At 50.4% G+C, this 21,835-nt stretch carries 12 protein-coding genes, 2 tRNA genes and 3 rRNA genes; 1 reads left to right on the top strand and 16 read right to left on the bottom strand.

All coding sequences use genetic code 11. The annotated features are described in order from the left end of the window. Positions 1-33 precede the first annotated feature (33 nt). The 3 genes from ychF to HQ393_RS13785 form a co-directional block, all read right to left on the bottom strand. Positions 34-1,125 (bottom strand): redox-regulated ATPase YchF, encoded by a 1,092-nt coding sequence (gene ychF / locus HQ393_RS13795; protein WP_179355722.1) that lies wholly within the window; start codon positions 1,123-1,125, stop codon positions 34-36. An 88-nt stretch (positions 1,126-1,213) separates the two neighbouring features. Beyond that, positions 1,214-1,786 (bottom strand): Lcl C-terminal domain-containing protein, encoded by a 573-nt coding sequence (locus tag HQ393_RS13790; protein WP_179355721.1) that lies wholly within the window; start codon positions 1,784-1,786, stop codon positions 1,214-1,216. A 212-nt stretch (positions 1,787-1,998) separates the two neighbouring features. Next, positions 1,999-2,610: a YecA/YgfB family protein gene (locus HQ393_RS13785; RefSeq protein WP_179355720.1), complete on the bottom strand. Its 612-nt coding sequence runs from the start codon at positions 2,608-2,610 to the stop codon at positions 1,999-2,001. Between the two features lie 212 nt (positions 2,611-2,822). Here HQ393_RS13785 and aas point away from each other — a divergent pair, with 212 nt between their 5' ends. Then, positions 2,823-4,967, top strand: coding sequence for a bifunctional acyl-ACP--phospholipid O-acyltransferase/long-chain-fatty-acid--ACP ligase (gene aas, locus HQ393_RS13780; RefSeq protein ID WP_218871183.1), 2,145 nt, complete (start codon positions 2,823-2,825; stop codon positions 4,965-4,967). Positions 4,968-5,040: 73 nt separating this feature from the next. Here aas and HQ393_RS13775 read toward each other — a convergent pair whose 3' ends face one another. From HQ393_RS13775 to ptsG, 13 genes are all read right to left on the bottom strand, one after another. Next, on the bottom strand, positions 5,041-6,375 hold the full coding sequence (locus HQ393_RS13775) for a DUF4397 domain-containing protein (RefSeq protein WP_179355719.1): 1,335 nt from the start codon (positions 6,373-6,375) through the stop codon (positions 5,041-5,043). A 206-nt stretch (positions 6,376-6,581) separates the two neighbouring features. Next, positions 6,582-7,121: a hypothetical protein gene (locus HQ393_RS13770; RefSeq protein WP_179355718.1), complete on the bottom strand. Its 540-nt coding sequence runs from the start codon at positions 7,119-7,121 to the stop codon at positions 6,582-6,584. Beyond that, positions 7,118-8,944, bottom strand: a complete 1,827-nt coding sequence (locus HQ393_RS13765; protein ID WP_179355717.1) for a zinc-dependent metalloprotease family protein — start codon at positions 8,942-8,944, stop codon at positions 7,118-7,120. Before HQ393_RS13765 ends, HQ393_RS13770 begins: the two co-directional genes overlap by 4 nt. A 183-nt stretch (positions 8,945-9,127) precedes the next feature. Further along, positions 9,128-10,492, bottom strand: coding sequence for a bifunctional UDP-N-acetylglucosamine diphosphorylase/glucosamine-1-phosphate N-acetyltransferase GlmU (glmU, locus tag HQ393_RS13760; RefSeq protein ID WP_179355716.1), 1,365 nt, complete (start codon positions 10,490-10,492; stop codon positions 9,128-9,130). 268 nt (positions 10,493-10,760) lie between these two features. After that, positions 10,761-10,874, bottom strand: a 5S ribosomal RNA gene (gene rrf, locus HQ393_RS13755). A gap of 155 nt (positions 10,875-11,029) precedes the next feature. Then, positions 11,030-13,916, bottom strand: a 23S ribosomal RNA gene (locus HQ393_RS13750). Between the two features lie 353 nt (positions 13,917-14,269). Continuing rightward, positions 14,270-14,345, bottom strand: a tRNA-Ala gene (locus HQ393_RS13745). A gap of 39 nt (positions 14,346-14,384) precedes the next feature. Next, positions 14,385-14,461, bottom strand: a tRNA-Ile gene (locus HQ393_RS13740). A gap of 194 nt (positions 14,462-14,655) precedes the next feature. Beyond that, a 16S ribosomal RNA gene (locus tag HQ393_RS13735) occupies positions 14,656-16,189 on the bottom strand. The 16S, 23S and 5S rRNA genes sit together here with 2 tRNA genes alongside, the layout of an rRNA operon. A gap of 509 nt (positions 16,190-16,698) precedes the next feature. Further along, a complete protein-coding gene (gene nadC, locus HQ393_RS13730; protein ID WP_179355715.1) occupies positions 16,699-17,538 on the bottom strand; it encodes a carboxylating nicotinate-nucleotide diphosphorylase in 840 nt (279 codons plus the stop codon). Beyond that, entirely contained in the window at positions 17,535-18,902 is a 1,368-nt protein-coding gene (locus tag HQ393_RS13725) for a phosphomannomutase/phosphoglucomutase (RefSeq protein WP_179355714.1), read from the bottom strand. Before HQ393_RS13725 ends, nadC begins: the two co-directional genes overlap by 4 nt. Continuing rightward, complete coding sequence (locus tag HQ393_RS13720) at positions 18,903-19,901, bottom strand: YheT family hydrolase (protein WP_179355713.1); 999 nt, start codon at positions 19,899-19,901, stop codon at positions 18,903-18,905. A gap of 117 nt (positions 19,902-20,018) precedes the next feature. Next, the gene (gene ptsG / locus HQ393_RS13715; protein ID WP_179355712.1) at positions 20,019-21,755 is read right to left on the bottom strand and encodes a PTS glucose transporter subunit IIBC; all 1,737 of its coding nucleotides are present in this window, start codon (positions 21,753-21,755) and stop codon (positions 20,019-20,021) included. Positions 21,756-21,835: the final 80 nt, after the last annotated feature.

Raw genomic sequence — 21,835 nt, 5'->3', positions numbered from 1 at the left:
GACGTTAATGTTACATCAGCGTGACAAGTCAACTTAGACGTTAAACAAGAAATTCAAAACATCACCATCTTTCACGACATATTCCTTGCCCTCAGCGCGCATTTTGCCCGCTTCTTTGGCGCCTTGCTCACCCTTGTACTGGATGAAATCGGCATAGGCAATCGTTTGGGCACGAATAAATCCGCGCTCGAAATCCGTGTGGATCACACCCGCAGCTTGTGGGGCAGTATCGCCTTTGTGGATTGTCCAAGCACGTACTTCTTTCACACCAGCAGTGAAGTAGGTTTGCAGGCCGAGTAGATCGTAGCCGACGCGAATCAGGCGATTCAAGCCTGGCTCATCTTGGCCGATTGACGACAAAAACTCAGCTTTATCAGCATCATCCAATTCGGCGATTTCAGATTCGATTGCAGCACAAACGGCAACCACAGGTGCGCCTTCGGCCGCGGCATGTGCCGTTACTTTATCGAGCAATGGGTTATTTTCAAAACCGTCTTCGGCCACGTTCGCGACGTACATCGCAGGCTTAATCGTCAGCAGGCACAAAGATTTAATGGCTTGTTTTTCGTCGTCGCTCATTTTGAATGAACGCGCTGGTTTGCCTTCATTCAAATGCGGCAGCAATTTTTCCAGCACGGCGATTTGCGCCAGCGCTTCTTTATCACCCGAACGCGCTTTTTTGCCTTCGCGCTGGATGGCTTTTTCTACGGTATTCATATCCGCCAAAGCCAGCTCGGTGCCGATCACGATAATGTCGTCGATCGGGTCTACGCGGCCTGCGACGTGAATAATGTTGTCGTTTTCAAAACAACGTACCACGTTCACGATGGCATCGGTTTCGCGGATATTGGCGAGGAACTGATTGCCCAAGCCTTCACCTTTCGATGCGCCAGCCACTAGACCAGCGATATCGACAAATTCAACGATCGCAGGTTGGATTTTTTGCGGATTGATAATGGCCGATAATTCAGCCAAACGATGATCTGGTACTTCAACGATGCCGACATTAGGCTCGATGGTACAGAAGGGATAATTTGACGCTTCGATGCCAGCCTTGGTCAAAGCGTTAAACAGTGTGGATTTACCCACATTCGGCAAGCCGACAATGCCGCACTTGAGGCTCATAAATATCCTTGCACGGCGGTCAATCGCCGTTTTTCAAATCAAAACGACATTTTACCCGATGACAGCGCCGTGCGCAGACTAAACGTTATTAGCTACCCGAACGAACGAGACGTACCGCATTAAAATTAACGTTATTAATGCCACCCATATAGCCAGTGTTCAGATTGGCATACCAAACCAGATAACCATCGGTACCATATTCGGTCGATGTCCAGTACGAGCCCAAATCGTCTTTACCATCAATCGGCGTGGCTAGGCGCGGATCGATCCATTTCTTGGCATCTTTACATTCGGCTGTCACCATAATGCCAGCCAATTCATTTTTCGTCGGTAAGCGCCAGCCACTGGCATTTTGATAGCTACTATTTTCAGCGGCTTTCATCGCTTCCGCTTGATTCATCAAGGTGGCATTACCGCTGCAACCACCATGCCAGGTTTGCCCCAAAGCACAGGTTTGCCATACGAGGCCAGTGCTTGGATCTGTCAGCGTGCCATTACCGTTGTCTTTGAAATCGGCGGTGTATTCGCATGGATTATTTTTACGCTTTGCAGGTGCTTTTTCAGCATCCTGGCTACCTGCCATGACCCATTTATTGCCAATCGCCACGGCGACAATCAATGCGACTGCGGTAAAGCCTAGCGTCTTAATTGAGACTTTCATTTTTCCTTGCCCCTGTTATTGTTCGAATGGAATCAAATACCTAATGCGCATAGGTATTAACCCGTACTTATTTTTATGAGGGCAATTGTAAGAATATCGATGCTGCAGTGCAAGAAAATACTAATTTGCTGATGTAAGACGGCGACAGGTATTAGCTTAAAAATGAAAAAAGCCCACTCTCGTGGGCTCTGGCTAGCAAATTCGCGCTGATCTCAATGCAGGCGGTGCTTTCCACCTTCGCTAATCTGGCGATTACGGAAGAAATCGCGAATCTCCAGCACCATCTCGGGCAGTTGCTCGGCAATCTCATTATCATGTTGAACCAGATTAATGCCTTCGCGCTCCATATCGGCGCGCATCTCATCATCCGAGCCACTCATGATGGCCATAAACATAAATTGACCTTCTTCTTCATCGAGCAGCGGCTGCCATTCTTCTTCGGCCAAACCGGCACCAAAGCAGAAGCCCAAGCTCCATTCTTCGATGCTCGAGTTTTGCTGTGTATCGTCTTCCCAATACAGCATCGGCTCGTAAATCGGGGGTTCTTGCGCTAACTCGTCGGCGATTTGGTTATAGAGGCGCATCACCAAATCAATGATCGCATCAGCTTCGGGCAAGGCAAAAATCACCGCTTCAGGTTTATCCCAAATTTGGCCTAGCCATTCAGTCGGCATTACTTGCGCAGGCCCCACCAAAATCGCAGTGAGATAACCATGCAACATCGACAATGACATTGCGTCTTTGCCCACCGCATCTGAATACAAGAATTGATCCAGCAGATCCAATTCTTCGTCGGTCAGTGCTTGGTCTAGCATTTTTGCCATGATGTATTTACCTGGAAGTAATGATTATTAAGGTTTTCAAACAAATACCCGATCAGGGTATTTTGCTAATAGCAGTATAGACGACATTATACCTATCCCCAGCCACGCCGCGCTGTATTCACGGCATTTTTGTCGCCAAAGCCCCGCTTCAAACCAGCCACAGCGATTTATTGCTAAGATAGGATGTCAAAAAAACCGCTACAGGCCGCGCCATGATGTTAAAGGCATTATTTCGCAATAGTATGAAATTGCTCTGTGGCGTGTTTTTCCGCCTGCGTATCAAAGGTGATTTCAGCGTTTTTCACAATCCGCGCACTCTGATTGTCGCCAATCATGAGTCATTTATCGACGGCATTTTGCTGGCGGCGCACCTGCCGATTGATGCGACGTTTGTCGTTCACACGACCGTCGCCAACAACTGGTTTTTCCGCCTGTTTCTCAGCCTCACCGATTATCTCGCCGTCGACCCGACCAATCCGCTGGCCATTAAAGCCGTCGTGCGCCTGCTTGAAGCGGGCAAACCGGTGGTGATTTTCCCCGAAGGTCGCATCACGACGACGGGCTCCTTGATGAAAGTCTATGATGGCGCGGCGTTTGCCGCGGCGCGCACTGGCGCGACCATCGTGCCGGTGCGGATCAGTGGCGCCTCACGCACCTTTTTTAGTCGGCTTGGTGGCATTTATCCGCGCACGCTCTTCCCCAAAATCAGCTTGCAAGTGCTAGGACGCCGCGCGATCGCCATGCCTGAGTTACCGTCCGCCAAAGCGCGTCGGCGCAAAGCGGGGCAATTGATGCGCGATATTTTGCTGGAAATGCTCGTCGCCACTCGGCCAGAGCGCACCTTGTATCGCGCCTACCTCGATGCACAACAAGCATTTGGCCGGCAATTTAGCGTGGTGGAAGATATTTCGCAAAACGAGGAAAGCTACGGCAGCCTGACGCAAAAAATCATCGGCTTGGCGCGAATTGTGAATCAAATTTCGCAAGCCAAAGACACCATCGGCGTGTTATTGCCCAATACCACGCCGACCTTGGCTTTGCTGTTTGCGCTCAGCGCTCGGGCACGTATCCCCGCGATGCTCAATTACAGCGCGGGCCGCGACGGCATACTGGCGGCATGTATTGCCGCGCAGATCAAAACCATCGTCACTTCGCGCGCCTTTATTGCCAAAGGCAAGCTCGACGCTTTGATTGAGCAATTGCCCGGCATCGAAGTGCTATACCTCGAAGATTTGCGCTCACGCCTAGGCTTGGGCGACAAATTGATGATTGTTTTAGCCCAACTACTACCCAGTAGTATTGCCATCGAACAAGCGCCCAACGACGCAGCGGTGATCTTGTTTACCTCGGGTTCGGAAGGCAAACCGAAAGGCGTAGTTCACAGCCATAATTCGCTGCTGGCCAATGTGGCGCAAATCCGCGCCTTGGCCGACTTTACGCCGCGCGATAAATTTATGGTGGCGCTACCGCTATTCCACTCATTTGGCTTAACGGCCTGCGCGCTGCTGCCGCTGGTGACGGGTATTCCGGTCTTTTTATACCCTAGCCCACTGCACTATCGCATCATTCCCGAAATTGTTTACGACCGAGGCTGCTCGGTGCTATTTGGCACCAGCACCTTTTTGGGCAACTACGCCAAGTTTGCGCATCCCTATGATTTTGGCCGCCTGCGCTATGTGGTCGCAGGCGCGGAAAAGCTCAATGAAACGGTACGTCGCAATTACATCGAGCAATTTGGCATTCGTATTTTGGAAGGCTACGGCGTCACCGAGTGCGCCCCCGTTGTGGCAGTGAATGTGCCCATGGCCAGCAAGATAGGTACTGTCGGTCAACTCGCGCCAGGTATGAAGCTCAAGCTGATACCCGTAGCAGGTGTGCCAGAAGGCGGCCAATTATGGGTCAGCGGCCCCAATGTCATGAAAGGCTATTTACGCTACGAAAACCCCGGGCAATTGGAAGTCTTGCCCAGCGAAGACGGCATCACTTGGTATGACACGGGCGATATCGTTAAGCTGGATGCCGATGGATTTATCAGCATTCAGGGTCGAGCTAAACGCTTTGCCAAAATCGCCGGCGAAATGGTGTCGCTGGAAGTCGTCGAGCAAATTGCCCGGCAAGCAGCGCCCGATTTTATGCACGCCAGTAGCGCTCGCGCTGACGATGCAAAGGGTGAAGCATTGGTGCTCTTTACCACGCACGCCGAGCTAAGCCGCGACAACCTGCTCGCCGCCGCCCGCGAATTAGGCGCCGCCGAATTGGCCGTGCCGCGTGATATACGCCACGTGGCAGCAATTCCCTTATTGGGCACAGGAAAAACCGATTATTTAACGCTGAAATCGTGGGCCAGTGACAGTTAATGCCTCGCTTTAGCTACGACCAAGCATAAAAAATGCCGCTCAATTTGAGCGGCATTTTCACATTTCACTTGGCTTAATTATCAGCCAATACACTCAAAGTGAATGCTTGTGGATCGGCTGGCGTGGCGGCTTTAGCAAATAAGCCACGTGCAACAACCGTGTAGATTTTACCCGCAGTCGTGCTCACCGTGCCGGAAGTAAAGGCTGGCGCCGAGCTTGCGGCTGCGCCGGCTGCACGCAATTTAAAGACATAATCACCCGCAGGTACTTTCAAGTAATCGCCGACCGCAGGGAAAGGCACATTGCTCATGACCAAGGCATCGTTGGCATATACATCAACGGCAGGCGCATCAGGTGAAGCATGCACAACACGCACTTTGATTTGGCCGGTCGCTGGCAAGCTGGCATCATCTTTGGCGACGAGGTATTGCAATGCAGGCGTTCCAGCAGCTAGCCCTACGGCAAATACTGTGTAGTTATTCGCACGATCAAGGGTTATATCTTGGCTCAATGCGGTGGTCGCGGTACCAGCCAAATTTAAATTGACCGTGTATTTTTGCGCCGCTACTGTCAGATAATTAGATGCAGTAAAAAACGGCACATTGCTCAAGACTGCCGCGCCATTGGCCAATACATCAACCGCAGGGGCATCGGGAGAAGCATGCACCACGCGCAGTTTGGCATTCACATCAGCCACTTCGGTGACGTTATTGCTCGCATTGCGATTGACCAGCAAAAGGCTAATCGGTGCTGCGCCATTTGATTGTGGAACGGCGACGGCCAGCAAATCAGCACCTGCTGGAACAGGTAATGTGCCAGAGTCATACACCACGGTTTTTGTACCCGCAGCAGTTACGCGGACACGGTAATCGGCGGGAGGGACTTCCAGATTGCCTGACACGCCTTTAAATGGCACTGCGCTTAATGTAGCTGCCGTAGTGCTTAAATCTGCGGTTGGCGCAGTCACATACACATCCACAGCAGGCGCGGCAGCAGCAGCGTGGACAACACGTAAGCGTGCTTTACCCGCAGTAGGTAACGTTGTTAATTCAGAGATAACCAAGGGCTCAATTTTGGCGACTTCATTTACGGCCAGCACAGTAGTCAGGGTGTCTTTCGCCAATGGCAATGTGGCCGAAATCACAGACGTCGTTGAGCCAGTCGGTGTTACTTTCACGGCCAAATCACCCGCCGGTACGGTTAACAAACCGCTGGCGGCTTTGTAGGGCACATTGCTGAGTGCTTTAGCCCCATTAGCATAAACATCGACATTGGGTGCATCAGGCGATAGGTGTACCACCCGAATTTGCGCAGTACTAGCTGCGGGGGTTGAACCACTACCGCCGCCACAGGCGGTTAGACCTGTTCCTGCGGCTAAAATAACGAGCCATTTGCTGATGGTATTCATGACTTTCTCCTAATGATTTGATTTCATTTTTTTAAAGCGCACAAACAACTGTAACGACATCCGCGGCATCAAAACCGACCAGTTCAATATACTACTCATCAGTAGCATTGTCTACTAGTCAGTAGACAGGCGGTAAAATAAGGACACACACGCAAAGAAAAAGGCAGCCCTTGGGCTGCCTTGAACAAGAAATAATATTGATTTGATTAGTAAATACAGGGCTTTTTCGTTTGCTGAGCCCACCAATCGAGCCGCGTCTCAGTTTCATTGGCAACACCAGGCGTGCTGGGTTTGGCACCGCGAAAATCAGAAATGAGCACACACCAACCGCGAACCTGAGTCAACTTACCAACGGGGACCTGAATCCGCAGCTTGCCTTTGACCAAGACAGGGCCAGCTTCCCAGCGCCAACCAGGCATTGCCTCGCCTGCGAGGGGTAAATTAAGTCCCACGATCAACCACGGCGCCTCTTGCTGTTCATGCGACCACATCAGCTTGCGCATCACCCCCGCCGGGTTGTGGCGCATATTGAGCTCAAACCAGTCGCCCACTTGAGGAGGCGAAAACTGATGCGGCGGCGTCGCCAAGTTCAGTGATTGTCCGCCGCCCTGCCATTGCCAACTCGCTTCATCAGCCTTAATCGACTCGATGCGCTGCTTTTCCGTCCAAACCCCCATCACCTGGGTTTGAGCGGAAAAAGCGACGCTATTTAGGCCAAGCAAAGCAGCAATCGCGATCATTTTCATGGCATTTTTCGCAAGATTGGCCATTCTTTGGCCACTGGCTGTTTGTCGTTCAGGAAATGCACTTCATGCACAGGGCGTTGATCATTGACGCTTCTGAGCATTGATCCTTGATACTGCCGTGCAAATGGCAACACTAAATTGGCCCAATCATTGTAATCACGCAAGACATCCAGCGAAACGGATGAATCAGGCGAATCAATGTTCAAGCTCAACAGTGTAGCGGTGAGTCTATTATCTGCATTCCAATCGATATAAGCACCTGAACTTGTTCCTCGTCCCAGCAAATTACTTTCTGATAAGCGAACTTCATCCAAGTCTTGCGACACGCCATTGGAATAATCGATGATGAATGAATCCGAGCAAGCATTTGCTTCGAGTGCGCTAGAGCAAATACTCAAACCACGCAGGCCATTTTGCAAATACCAGCGCTGACCCGCATTCGCCCCAGCCGCATTGAGCGGTAAGCCTGCATTGGCGTAGGTATAGTTCATCGTACTGATGTAGTTGGGTTTGTAGTTATGATCTTCAAAACCACCGTGTCGCAAGCCAAGGTTATGCCCAAGCTCATGCATGATGGTAGCCGCTTGAATATTGATCAAAAATTGTTTCTGCTGGACGGACTGCACACTGTAGCCTTGATTTCCCAGCGTGATATTGAAATCATTCCCTGAAACTTCACCAAGACCCGCAGCGCCACTGCTAGAGCCCGACTCATAACCCATAACTGCGTAATGGAAAATCGGATTACGACGTAAATCGAAATATTTCGTTTTTAGGTCATACACATCAGCACAACCGAAAGCAGGATAGCCCAAATCAAGGCAGCGATTGAATGGCAGGACGGATTGTGCATTGCCGAGGTTATATTCTGGGACATTCGGACCAGCGTCAAAGTGCAACGCAATCCCTTGACGTGCAAAAACATCGACGATTTTTTTCAATGCTTCTGGGCGTGGTTTAACGCCGACATCGGTACTCGACATATAGTCAATTTCAACAAAGATATCGCGCTGCCCCGTCCGCGCCCCCATGCCATACAAATCAAGGCCAGCGAAAGTGCCGCCAGCAATTTCGGCCGAATCGGGAATACCATCGTTATCGGCATCCACCGCATTGGCGGGTACATCGTTGGCGCCAAATGGCGTACTAAAATTGCTCGTTGACCAGTCTGCGTTGGTATTGGTATCGCTATTAATGCTACTAGCAGGACGAACTAGGCTATTGCCATAGCTCGCAGAAGCCAATGCGGGAGCAGCACTACCGCTCCAGGGCGCAGGGCTTTGCGCGGCAAATTTGGACGCAGTCGAATCCGAACCATAGCGAACAAAATCAATGCTTTGCGTATCGGTAATCAACTCGACAAAACCAGACGACCAAAAATCAGGATACTGGCTTAAATTACCGACAAAAACGACTTGCTGGCTTGATACCGCACTCGCAGTTGGTTTTTTCGCCACGACGAGGTAACCCTTAGGCAGAATAGTGGCCGCAGGGATATCAAATTCAATGATTCGGCTGGCGTTATCATAAGTGCGCAACTTAACGCGACTCACATCGACTGGATCAGTATTCGGATTATAAATTTCGATCCAGCCACTGCTCGAAATCTCACTAATACGCAACGCACCCGCCGCCATCGGAATCGCCACAGGAGCAGGAATAATTGGTGTGGTCGAGATCGGATCAGCAGGTTGCGGCGTAATACTCGGCATAGTTGGCGCAGGGGTTGTAATCGATGTAGATGAACCGCCACCTCCACCACCACAAGCACTCAATAGAGCTGTTGTCGCCAAAGTTGCCAAGAATAAAGAGGACTTGTTCATGATCCAACGCTCACAATAAATTAGATTTTTATCATACAGCGATTTGCAACAAAGCTATAGCTTTCTAAAAGCTGAATCCATATCCAGCAACGTAAGATAGCTCGCAATAAAAAAGCCCGATGCGAACATCGGGCTAGGTATACGCTTGTAAAGCAGTATTTAATATGAATAGCGAGCAATACCTTATTTTTTAGTTGGGCGCTGCCAACCAGTAATCGTCACCTGTTTGGCGCGAGCTACTGTCAATTCGCCAGCTGGTGCATTTTTGCTGATGACCGAGCCAGCGCCAGTGGTAGCGCCCGCGCCAATTGTCACCGGCGCGACCAATACATTATTCGAACCGATGCGAACATTGTCTTCAATCACGGTGCGAAATTTATTCACCCCATCGTAATTGGCGGTAATCGTACCTGCGCCGACATTCACGCCCGAGCCCATCGTCGTATCGCCAATGTAAGTCAGGTGATTGACTTTACTACCTTTGGCAATCGTCGCTTTTTTGACCTCAACGAAATTGCCGATATGCACTTCTTCAGCCAATTCGGCACCAGGGCGCAAACGTGCGTAGGGGCCGATTAGACTGCCTGCGCCGACCACCGCATCTTCCAGATGTGAGAATGGATGAATCACCGCGCCATCCGCAATCGTCACATTTTTCAGGTAGCAATTGGCGCCAATACTCACCCCTTTACCCAAGACTACTTTGCCCTCAAACACGCAATTCACATCAATCAAGACATCCTGACCATGTTCAATCGCACCACGCACATCGATACGGGCAGGGTCGGCCAAACCCACACCGGCAGTGAGCAAGGATTTCGCAATTTCTAGCTGATGAATACGCTCCAAGGTGGCCAGCTGAAGTTTGTTGTTAATGCCTTCCGCTTCCCAGTGATCTGCAGGATGCACAGTCGCAATCTCAACGCCATCACGGACGGCCAGCGCAATCAGATCGGTTGCATAGTACTCACCTTGCGCATTGTCATTTTTCAACTCAGACAACCAGCCCGTGAGTTTGGCAGTTGGCAACACCAAAATGCCCGTGTTCATCTCGCGAATCGCCGCTTCTTCGGGCGTGCAGTCTTTTTGCTCAACAATATGGGTCACTTGCGCCTGTCCATTGCGCACAATACGTCCATATCCAGTTGCGTCATCCAAGATGTCAGTCAAAATACCTAACTTGTCGCCTTCACAGGCAGCCAGCAATTTCTGCAACGTCGCCAAGCGCGTCAGCGGTACATCGCCATACAACATCAGCGTGGTATCACCATTCAGTTGCGGCACGGCCTGCGCCAACGCGTGACCCGTTCCCAATTGCTCAGCCTGCAATGCAAAACCTAATTCTTGGCCAGCTAAAGCCTCTTGCAATTTTTCACCACCAAATCCATACACAACCACGAGTTTGGCGGGATTTAAGCCTTTCGCGGTATCAATGACATGCTGAACTAATGGCTTTCCTGCCAGCTTATGCAAGACCTTGGGCAAGCTAGAATACATGCGCGTGCCCTTACCTGCGGCCAAAATCACAACATTCAGTACAGAGTTCATCAGCAAAAATCCATGCAATCGAAAGAATTGCCACTATTTTAACTGGAAGTGGATGACAAAACAGCACGGCAAAAGCTGTATTTGGCGTTAAATCAGAATTGGAGTGAGCATCCATCCCAGATGCTCAACGTCCGAAGCAATGACACTTGGTATGCCTCTGAAGAGCAACAAACATAATAATTAGGGCGCCATACCCCAAGGTATTCTATTTCCTCAGCGCAAAGCAAAAAGCCCAGTGTTTTCACACTGGGCTTTTATACTTAGGGGAGTCTGGCAATGACCTACTTTCACACGGGCTATCCGCACTATCATCGGCGCTGAGGCGTTTCACTGTCCTGTTCGGGATGGGAAGGAGTGGGACCACCTCGCTATGGTCACCAGACAAAACTGGGTGAGTCACTGTTCTTTCAAACAATCACTCGAAATAGAAGAAGTCTTAACAATCAGTTGATTCGCTACACTCATCAACTGATCTCATATCTCTTAACTTGTATTGGGTCGATTATACCATCAGCCGCTTAACGCGTCTCAGGTTATAGGATCAAGCCTCACGGGCAATTAGTATCGGTTAGCTTAACGCATTACTGCGCTTCCACACCCGACCTATCAACGTCCTGGTCTCGAACGATCCTTTAGAGGTCTTAAAGACCTAGGGAAGTCTCATCTTGAGGCTAGTTTCGCGCTTAGATGCTTTCAGCGCTTATCTATTCCCGACTTAGCTACCCGGCAATGCCACTGGCGTGACAACCGGTACACCAGAGGTCAGTCCACTCCGGTCCTCTCGTACTAGGAGCAGCCCCCCTCAAACTTCCAACGCCCACTGCAGATAGGGACCAAACTGTCTCACGACGTTTTGAACCCAGCTCACGTACCACTTTAAATGGCGAACAGCCATACCCTTGGGACCGGCTACAGCCCCAGGATGTGATGAGCCGACATCGAGGTGCCAAACTCCGCCGTCGATGTGAACTCTTGGGCGGAATCAGCCTGTTATCCCCGGAGTACCTTTTATCCGTTGAGCGATGGCCCTTCCATTCAGAACCACCGGATCACTATGTCCTGCTTTCGCACCTGCTCGACTTGTCGGTCTCGCAGTTAAGCCGCCTTTTGCCATTACACTATCAGTACGATGTCCGACCGTACCTAGGCGACCTTCGAGCTCCTCCGTTACAATTTGGGAGGAGACCGCCCCAGTCAAACTGCCTACCATGCACGGTCCCCGATCCGGATAACGGACCAAGGTTAGAACCTCAAAGGGGTCAGGGTGGTATTTCAAGGACGGCTCCACTGAAACTAGCGTTCCAGCTTCAAAGCCTCCCACCTATCCTACACAAACCACTTCAAAGTCCAATGCAAAGCTACAGTAAAGGTTCACGGGGTCTTTCCGTCTAGCAGCGGGGAGATTGCATCTTCACAAACACTTCAACTTCGCTGAGTCTCGGGAGGAGACAGTAGGGCCATCGTTACGCCATTCGTGCGGGTCGGAACTTACCCGACAAGGAATTTCGCTACCTTAGGACCGTTATAGTTACGGCCGCCGTTTACTGGGACTTCAATCAAGAGCTTGCACCCCATCATTTAATCTTCCAGCACCGGGCAGGCGTCACACCGTATACATCCACTTTCGTGTTAGCACAGTGCTGTGTTTTTGATAAACAGTCGCAGCCCTCATTTCTCTGCGGCCTCATTGGGCTCCGGTTGTACACCTTCACCTACTAGAGGCACACCTTCTCCCGAAGTTACGGTGTCAATTTGCCGAGTTCCTTCTCCCGAGTTCTCTCAAGCACCTTAGAATACTCTTCCTACCCACCTGTGTCGGTTTGCGGTACGGTTCAATATAAGCTGAAGCTTAGTGGCTTTTCTTGGAAGCAGGGTATCGCTCACTTCGTCTACAAGTAGACTCGTCATCACGCCTCAGTGTTAAAGCAGCCCGGATTTGCCTAAGCCACACACCTACACGCTTAAACCAACTCTTCCAACCGTTGGCTGAGGTAACCTTCTCCGTCCCCACATCGCACTTATACCAAGTACAGGAATATTAACCTGTTTCCCATCGACTACGCATTTCTGCCTCGCCTTAGGGGCCGACTCACCCTGCGCCGATGAACGTTGCGCAGGAAACCTTGGGTTTTCGGTGAGGGGGCTTTTCACCCCCTTTATCGCTACTCATGTCAGCATTCGCACTTCTGATACCTCCAGCATCCTTCTCAAGACACCTTCACAGGCTTACAGAACGCTCCTCTACCATATGTACATCGTACATATCCGCGTCTTCGGTTATCAATTTGAGCCCCGTTACATCTTCCGCGCAGGACGACTCGACCAGTGAGCTATTACGCTTTCTTTAAATGATGGCTGCTTCTAAGCCAACATCCTGGCTGTCTATGCCTTCCCACCTCGTTTTCCACTTAATTGATCATTTGGGACCTTAGACGGCGGTCTGGGTTGTTTCCCTCTTGTCCCAGGACGTTAGCACCCCAGGACTGTCTCCCATGCTCGCACTTGACGGTATTCAGAGTTTGCCATGGTTTGGTAAGTCGCGATGACCCCCTAGCCATAACAGTGCTTTACCCCCGTCAGTGATACATGAGGCACTACCTAAATAGTTTTCGAGGAGAACCAGCTATTTCCAAGTTTGTTTAGCCTTTCACCCCTATCCACAGCTCATCCCCTAACTTTGCAACGTTAGTGGGTTCGGACCTCCAGTGCGTGTTACCGCACCTTCATCCTGGCCATGGATAGATCACTTGGTTTCGGGTCTACGCCCAGCAACTATGCGCCCTATTCGGACTCGGTTTCCCTACGCCTCCCCTATTTGGTTAAGCTTGCTACTGAACGTAAGTCGCTGACCCATTATACAAAAGGTACGCAGTCACGGAACAAGTCCGCTCCCACTGTTTGTATGCATCCGGTTTCAGGTTCTATTTCACTCCCCTCCCGGGGTTCTTTTCGCCTTTCCCTCACGGTACTGGTTCACTATCGGTCGATGATGAGTATTTAGCCTTGGAGGATGGTCCCCCCATCTTCAAACAGGATTTCTCGTGTCCCGCCCTACTTGTCGTACGCTTAGTACCACAATTGTGTTTTCATATACGGGGCTATCACCCACTATGGCCGGACTTTCCATTCCGTTCTATTAACACGACTGCTATCACGTACAGGCTCTTCCCATTTCGCTCGCCACTACTTTGGGAATCTCGGTTGATTTCTTTTCCTGCGGTTACTTAGATGTTTCAGTTCACCGCGTTCGCTTCACATGACCTATGTATTCAGTCAAGGATGACCCAAAAGGGCCGGGTTTCCCCATTCGGAAATCGTGGGATCAAAGCACTTTGCCAGCTCCCCCACGCTTATCGCAGGCTATCACGTCCTTCGTCGCCTATCATCGCCAAGGCATCCACCAGATGCACTTATTCGCTTGATCCTATAACCTCAAACACGTTTTACCGTACTCTTGGTCAGAGTTTCGTATTTACGACTTGTTGAATAGTTTCTCACGCTATTCAACGGCTGACTTTTACATCAGCAGATACAATCAACCCAATTTATTACTGTAAAAACAAGTCACCCTGTTTTCACATTGTTTAATTAGGAGATATTACTTCTTCTATTTTGTTAAAGAACGATACAGATGTCTTTCGACATTCCGATTTAAGAAACCAGAACAAAATCAACAACCCGAATCCCAACTACTGATCCGTCTATTGACTGAATTCTAAATTCTTGACAGTGACTTTTTTGCTGCACCACTGTTTGCACAGTGCTCGCCGCAAGGTGTGGTGGAGGATGACGGGATCGAACCGACGACCCCCTGCTTGCAAAGCAGGTGCTCTCCCAACTGAGCTAATCCCCCAATCTGGCATTACTAAGCTGTTTCCACTTACTAGGTAAGTGGTGGGTCAAGCTGGAATCGAACCAGCGACCCCCGCCTTATCAAGACGGTGCTCTAACCGACTGAGCTACTGACCCAGCTTTTGTCTTCACTAGATCAACCCTAACTTCGAGATTACCTTAGATAATCTACGCCGCCAGAGCGACTGACCCAGCTTCCAACCAAGTCCGTAACCCTGAGATCAATTGCTTCATCTCGCAGTTACTTTCTCTGTATCTTCAAATTCTACAGCCGATGAGTGTGAGTACTTGACCCGCAGGTCTTTCTCTTGAAAGGAGGTGATCCAGCCGCAGGTTCCCCTACGGCTACCTTGTTACGACTTCACCCCAGTCATGAATCCCACCGTGGTAAGCGGCCCCCCTAAGGTTAGCCTACCTACTTCTGGTGAAACCCACTCCCATGGTGTGACGGGCGGTGTGTACAAGGCCCGGGAACGTATTCACCGCGACATGCTGATCCGCGATTACTAGCGATTCCGACTTCATGCACTCGAGTTGCAGAGTGCAATCCGGACTACGATCGGTTTTGTGAGATTGGCACCCCCTCGCGGGTTAGCGACCCTCTGTACCGACCATTGTATGACGTGTGAAGCCCTGGTCATAAGGGCCATGAGGACTTGACGTCATCCCCACCTTCCTCCGGTTTGTCACCGGCAGTCCCATTAAAGTGCTCAACTAAATGGTAGCAACTAATGGCAAGGGTTGCGCTCGTTGCGGGACTTAACCCAACATCTCACGACACGAGCTGACGACAGCCATGCAGCACCTGTGTTACGGCTCCCGAAGGCACTCCTCGATCTCTCAAGGATTCCGTACATGTCAAGACCAGGTAAGGTTTTTCGCGTTGCATCGAATTAATCCACATCATCCACCGCTTGTGCGGGCCCCCGTCAATTCCTTTGAGTTTTAGTCTTGCGACCGTACTCCCCAGGCGGTCAACTTCACGCGTTAGCTGCGTTACTAAGCTCCGAAAAGCCCAACAACTAGTTGACATCGTTTAGGGCGTGGACTACCAGGGTATCTAATCCTGTTTGCTCCCCACGCTTTCGTGCATGAGTGTCAGTATCAGCCCAGGGGGTTGCCTTCGCCATCGGTGTTCCTCCACATCTCTACGCATTTCACTGCTACACGTGGAATTCCACCCCCCTCTGCCGTACTCTAGTTAGCCAGTTCACAATGCAATTCCCAAGTTGAGCTCGGGGATTTCACATCGTGCTTAACAAACCACCTGCGCACGCTTTACGCCCAGTAATTCCGATTAACGCTTGGACCCTACGTATTACCGCGGCTGCTGGCACGTAGTTAGCCGGTCCTTATTCTTCTGGTACTCTCATCCCCGGTGGGTATTAGCCACAAGGATTTGCTCCCAGACAAAAGCGCTTTACAACCCGAAGGCCTTCTTCACGCACGCGGCATTGCTGGATCAGGCTTGCGCCCATTGTCCAAGATTCCCCACTGCTGCCTCCCGTAGGAGTCTGGACCGTGTCTCAGTTCCAGTGTGGCGGATCGTCCTCTAAGACCCGCTACTGATCGTCGCCTTGGTGAGCCTTTACCTCACCAACTAGCTAATCAGCCATCGGCCGCTCCAATAACAAGAGGTCTTGCGATCCCCCTCTTTCCCCCGTAGGGCGTATGCGGTATTAGCTATCCTTTCGGATAGTTATCCCCCATTACTGGGTACGTTCCGATGTATTACTCACCCGTTCGCCACTCGCCACCAGACCGAAGTCCGTGCTGCCGTTCGACTTGCATGTGTAAAGCATGCCGCCAGCGTTCAATCTGAGCCAGGATCAAACTCTTTCGTTTAATCGCTATGCTATTTTTACTACTTGGCTTGTACTTCAATACTCAAAAGAACATCCGAGTTTGAACCGAAGTTCAGACTACAAATATTACTTTTTCAATTGAGTGCAAGCACTTGTTTCGACTTACGAATCAAGCACTCACACTCATCGGCTGTATATTGTTAAAGATCGATCTGAGACTGCAGAAACATCACTTCGTTTCGCTGCGTCATCAGCAGAGAGGCCGAACTATACCCACCGCCTCGAAGCCCGTCAACACCTATCGGTAAAGAAAAGCAAAGAAAGGCGCTAAGTGGTTGATCTGAATAGGAACGAGATTTGAGACATTTTTGCAGCAAACGCAAAAAGCACGTTCGCAGCACCAGCGAATTCAGGCGAAAAGAGTGAAAAAGAATCAACGGCGCGGTAGAAAAAGCACGAAAGGCATGAAAACAGCGAAATCAACACCCCGAAAAGCACACAGCCCGCTGGCGCGGGCTGTGTTAAAGGCAACATGCTCACTTTATTGCGTTAGCTAAACCGCATTGATAGATCGACGGCTTGAATATCCTTAGTGAGCTTACCCACTGAAATTCGGTCAACACCCGTTTCGGCAATCGCTCTGATGGTGGTGAGGTCAACGCCACCAGATGCTTCCAAGATGGCTTTGCCTTTTGACATCTCAACGGCGGTACGCATTTCATCCAAGCTCATATTGTCGAGCAAGACTGATTCCGCGCCTGCGGCTAAAGCTTGGGCAAGTTCGTCGAGGTTTTCTACTTCGATCTGGATTGTGACGTGTTTAGGCGCAATCGACTGAGCGGCTGCCAGTGCATTTGAAATACTACCTGCAGCAACGATGTGATTTTCTTTGATCAAAATGCCGTCATACAAAGCGATGCGTTGATTAGCTCCACCACCGACCGTGACCGCATATTTTTGCGCGCGACGTAGACCAGGAATGGTTTTACGCGTGTCATGGACAACGGCATTGGTGCCTTTAATCACTGCTGCGTAGCGATGGGTTTCGGTCGCTACCGCTGATAAGGTCTGGATGAAATTGAGAATACTGCGTTCTGCAGTGAGCAAAGAGCGGGCATTGCCCTGAAGAATACAAAGTAACTGATCTTCAGCGACATACTCCCCCTCCGTAATTTTCCAATCGATTTGAATGGTTTCATCGACTTGCCGAATGACCTCATTGGCCCACGGTAAACCACAAATGACGGCGGCTTGGCGCACGATGATGTGAGCGGTGGCAGTTTGCTCTGCAGGAATGAGTTGCGCCGTCCAATCACGCTCGCTAATGTCTTCGGCCAAAGCGGCTGCTACATTGGCAGCAATAATATATTGAGGGGGTAAATTGATCATTTGCTTAAACTGTATTGAGGAAAAGGAAGCGGAGCGATCGCAGCCGCCAGTTCTTGTTCGATGCGATGAAGTGCTTGGGCCTCATCCGCCTCGATGCGCAATGTCAGTACGGGGGTCGTGTTGGATGCACGAATCAGGCCAAAACCATCTGCGTATTCGATACGGAGGCCATCGACAAAGCTAATGCTACTTGCGGTTGGAAATTGGGCTTTAGCGGCAATGTCTTTCACTAGTAAATGACCCGCCCCTGAAAGCGGTATTTGCAATTCATGCGTAGCCAAGCACTGCGGTAAGCGGGCTAATTCGCTATCTAAATCTAGACCGTCGGCAATGGCCTGTAATAATTTGGCAGCTGCAAATAAAGCGTCATCGACATCCCAGCCAGCAAAGGCAAAATGCCCAGATAGCTCCCCCGCGAGGAGTGCTTTGCTTTGTTTGAGTTTGCGCTTCATATGCGAATGCCCCGTTGGAATCGCTTCTGAGGTGCCGCCCAATTGTTTGACCCACTGCGCTACCGCGCGGCTAGATTTCACATCATATAAAACATGGCCAGTTTGCTGCTGCAAAATGATACTGGCAAAAATCATTAATAAGCGATCGCCAGGAATAATCTGCCCTTGCGCGGTCACCACACCCAGCCGATCGCCATCGCCATCAAAAGCAATGCCGACATCGGCCTTTATTTCGAGGACTTTCGCGCGTAACTCGCGCAGATTTTCAACCACCTGAGGATCTGGATGATGATTCGGGAAGTGGCCATCCACTTCACAATACAGCTCGGTTACATTGCAGCCTAAATCTCGAAATAAGCTCGGAGCAACCGCACCAGGCGCGCCATTGCCGCAATCGATCACAATGTTTAGTTTTTTCTTGAGCGCTATCGTTTGCTGCATGTGAGCAAGATAATCAGCATAGACATCGTGATGATTTACCTCAGCCCCCTGCGCGACAGGCAATTGCTCGGCTTCAATTTGCTCACGCAAAGCCTGCAATGCAGCGCCATCGATCGTTTCCCCGCCCAAAACGATTTTAATGCCATTGTATTCGGGCGGATTATGGCTGCCAGTAATCATCACGCCCGAAGCATCGGCATGATATTTAGCCGCAAAGTACAGCAAAGGCGTACAAGCCATGCCAAGGTTTTGCACTTGAATACCGGCCTCGATCAAGCCTCGCTCAGTAGCCTGCAACAAATCAGGGGTCGAAAGCCGGCCATCCCCCGCCAAGGCAATCGATTGAATATGACGCGATTTGGCTTGGGCGCCAATTGCACGACCCACCCAATAGGCGACATCGCTCGTCAATAAAGAAACAGGGCCGCGAATATCGTAGGCTTTGAAAATTGCAGCAGGAACGCGGCTCATCTATTTCACCAAGGGCAGATGGTATTGGAAGAATTTTAACAGGGTGTCGGGCAACCAAGCGAAGCGACCCGGTGGCGCACCAGACACAAAGCCAACATGCCCGCCTTCGCGCGGCTGAATCAAGCGAATTTGCGCTGAGACATCATGAACCGTCGGCAGACTATGAGCGGGCATAAAGGGATCATTCAAGGCATTGATGATCAGCGTAGGTAGGCTAATCTGCTTCAGCACCGCTTTACTACTGGCACGAGTCCAATAATCTTCCACCCCAAAAAAACCATGTAGTGGGGCCGTCACCAGATCATCAAATTCGCGCAAAGTCCGCACTTTTTTGACCTGCTCCCAATCAATAAACGGATTTTCGCTCAGTTTTAATTTGAACTGTGCTTTCTTGCGCATTGTGCCAAGAAACTCGCGTGTATACAGATGGCGATTAATTCCCGAATCCAACACGTTGCCACACGCGGCTAAATCCATCGGCGCAGAAATCGCCGCTGCGGCATGAATCAGCTCCTGCGCTGCATCCCCCTGTTCACCCAGCCATTTCAGCAAAGCATTTCCACCCAGTGAATAACCCACCGCAAACATCGGTGTATCGGGTAGATGTTTTTTGAGCCTACGTAAAATCCAGTCAATTTCCGCCGAATCTCCAGCGTGATAGCTGCGTGGCAAGCGATTAGGAACATTGCCACAAGTACGAAAATGCGGCACAACCCCACGCCAGCCTTGTCGATACGCTTGATGAAATAGTGAGATGGCGTAATGACTGCGTGAGCTGCCTTCTAGACCATGAAATAACACGATCAATGGTGTACCGGCACGACCTTGCGTCCAATCGAGTCCGATCGAATCCATATCCGGCGTAATCCAGTGCTCGCGCTTGTATTTAATTTGCCGCTGCCACAGCAGCAATGCGGGATAAATCGTTTGCGCATGCCCACCCGGCAGCCAAGCTGGGGCGATATAGGATGGAAGATCTAAATGTTTTTCGCGTGCCATGATGAAAGTGTGGCTGAAACCGGATCGACTATCCAGCAAAATTGTCAGTTCATTCGATACGCGCGTAAAAAAGCCCATTGCAAAGCAATGGGCTTCGTTTTATCTCGCGAATACGACTCAGAGCAAGGAACCCGCCACTTGTTCAGCCTGATCCGCCCCCACAATCAAATGCACCACGCCATCGGCCAAAGGTGCAACACCTTCTACGCCTTGTGCTTTTAAAGCATCGACATTGAGCAATTTCGAATCAACTAATTCAACGCGCACCCGAGTTACCGCCAGTGGCGACACATTGCGAATATTGGCTTTACCGCCGAGAGCTGCCAATAAAGCGGGGTTGCTCGCCTGTTTGGCCACTGCAGCAGGTTTGCTTGCTGGTGAAGTTGCTGCCGCAACCGCGGTATGGCCGCCGCCAGCTTTGATGTATTCAGACATATCCGTTTTCAGATTTTCTGAGCGAGTACCAAAAATTGCCTGCATATTGTTACCCACTTGCATCACACCAGCTGCACCCAAGGCTTTCAGTTTGGCTTGGTCGACTTTCGCAACATCTTCAACCGAAATGCGCAGACGAGTGATACATGCATCCAGTGATTTGATATTGCCAGCGCCACCAAATGCCAAGACTAAATCATGCGCCATGCCTGAGCCACTCACACCAGCAATAGCATCTTCAGCGCTTTCATCTTCGCGACCAGGGGTTTTCAGATTCCATTTGGTAATTACAAAACGGAATACGCTGTAGTAAATCGCGGCATAGATTGGGCCAATGATCAGTACATACCACCAGTTTTTAGCGTACACACCAAAGGCATTAAAGATCAGGAAGTCGATCCCACCTTGCGAGAAGGTAAAGCCCATGTGCATATCCAGCGTATTGGCGATAAATTGCCCAGACGCAGCCAAGAATGCATGGATAACGTATAACACTGGCGCTACAAACATAAACGCAAATTCAATTGGCTCGGTAATCCCAGTCAGAAATGACGTCAGCGCCGCTGAAATCATAATCCCGCCGACCATGACTTTATTTTCAGGCTTGGCCGTATGCCAAATCGCAATAGCGGCCGCTGGCAAACCAAACATTTTGAAGAAAAATGCGCCCGACAAAATACCTGCCGTAGGGTCGCCAGCAAAGAAGCGGGCAATATCACCGTGGACTACTTTGCCAGCTGTATTGGTGAAAGAGCCGATTTCAAAGAAGAACGGTACATTCCAGATATGGTGCAAACCAAAAGGAATCAACATCCGTTCCACAAAGCCGTAAACCGTTGCCGCCATCCGTGGATCAGAATGCGCAGCCCATTGCGAGAAGGTGTTAATCGCGCCTTGGATCGGAGGCCAGATCAAAGACATGATCACACCGACAAAAATCGCCACCACGCCCGTGGCAATTGGCACGAAACGTTTACCAGCAAAGAAGCCCAGATAAGGTGGCAATTCAATGCGGTAGTATTTATTGAATAAGGTCGCAGCCACGCCACCAATGATAATGCCGCCGAATACGCCGGTTTCCATTGATTTCATGCCCATCACGGTCGCAGGCTCAACACCCATGACCGGCGCCATCACGCCCATCGTGGCCAAGAGCACTACAAAGCCCACACTGGCAGCAATTGCCGCCACACCGTCGTTTTCAGTTAAACCCAATGCCACACCAATGGCAAAAATCAAAGGCAGATGCCCGAAAATTGCGCCCCCGCCCGCCTCCATCAATTGCGAGACGATGGTTGGAATGAATGAGAAATGAGAAGCACCGATCCCCAATAACAAACCTGCCACCGGTAGGACGGCAACGGGCAGCATCAGTGCTTTACCAATTTGCTGTAACACTGCAAAAGCATTTTTAAACATCGACTTTCTCCTGAGTTTCCGGTCGAACCAATTGGCCAACTTATGAATTTCTTAAAACAATGCCAATAATCTATCTTGGG

Source organism: Chitinibacter bivalviorum (genome assembly GCF_013403565.1).
GTDB classification, from domain to species: Bacteria; Pseudomonadota; Gammaproteobacteria; order Burkholderiales; family Chitinibacteraceae; genus Chitinibacter; species Chitinibacter bivalviorum.
Note: the sequence above shows the minus strand (reverse complement) of the source record. Positions and strands in the feature narration are given on the sequence as shown.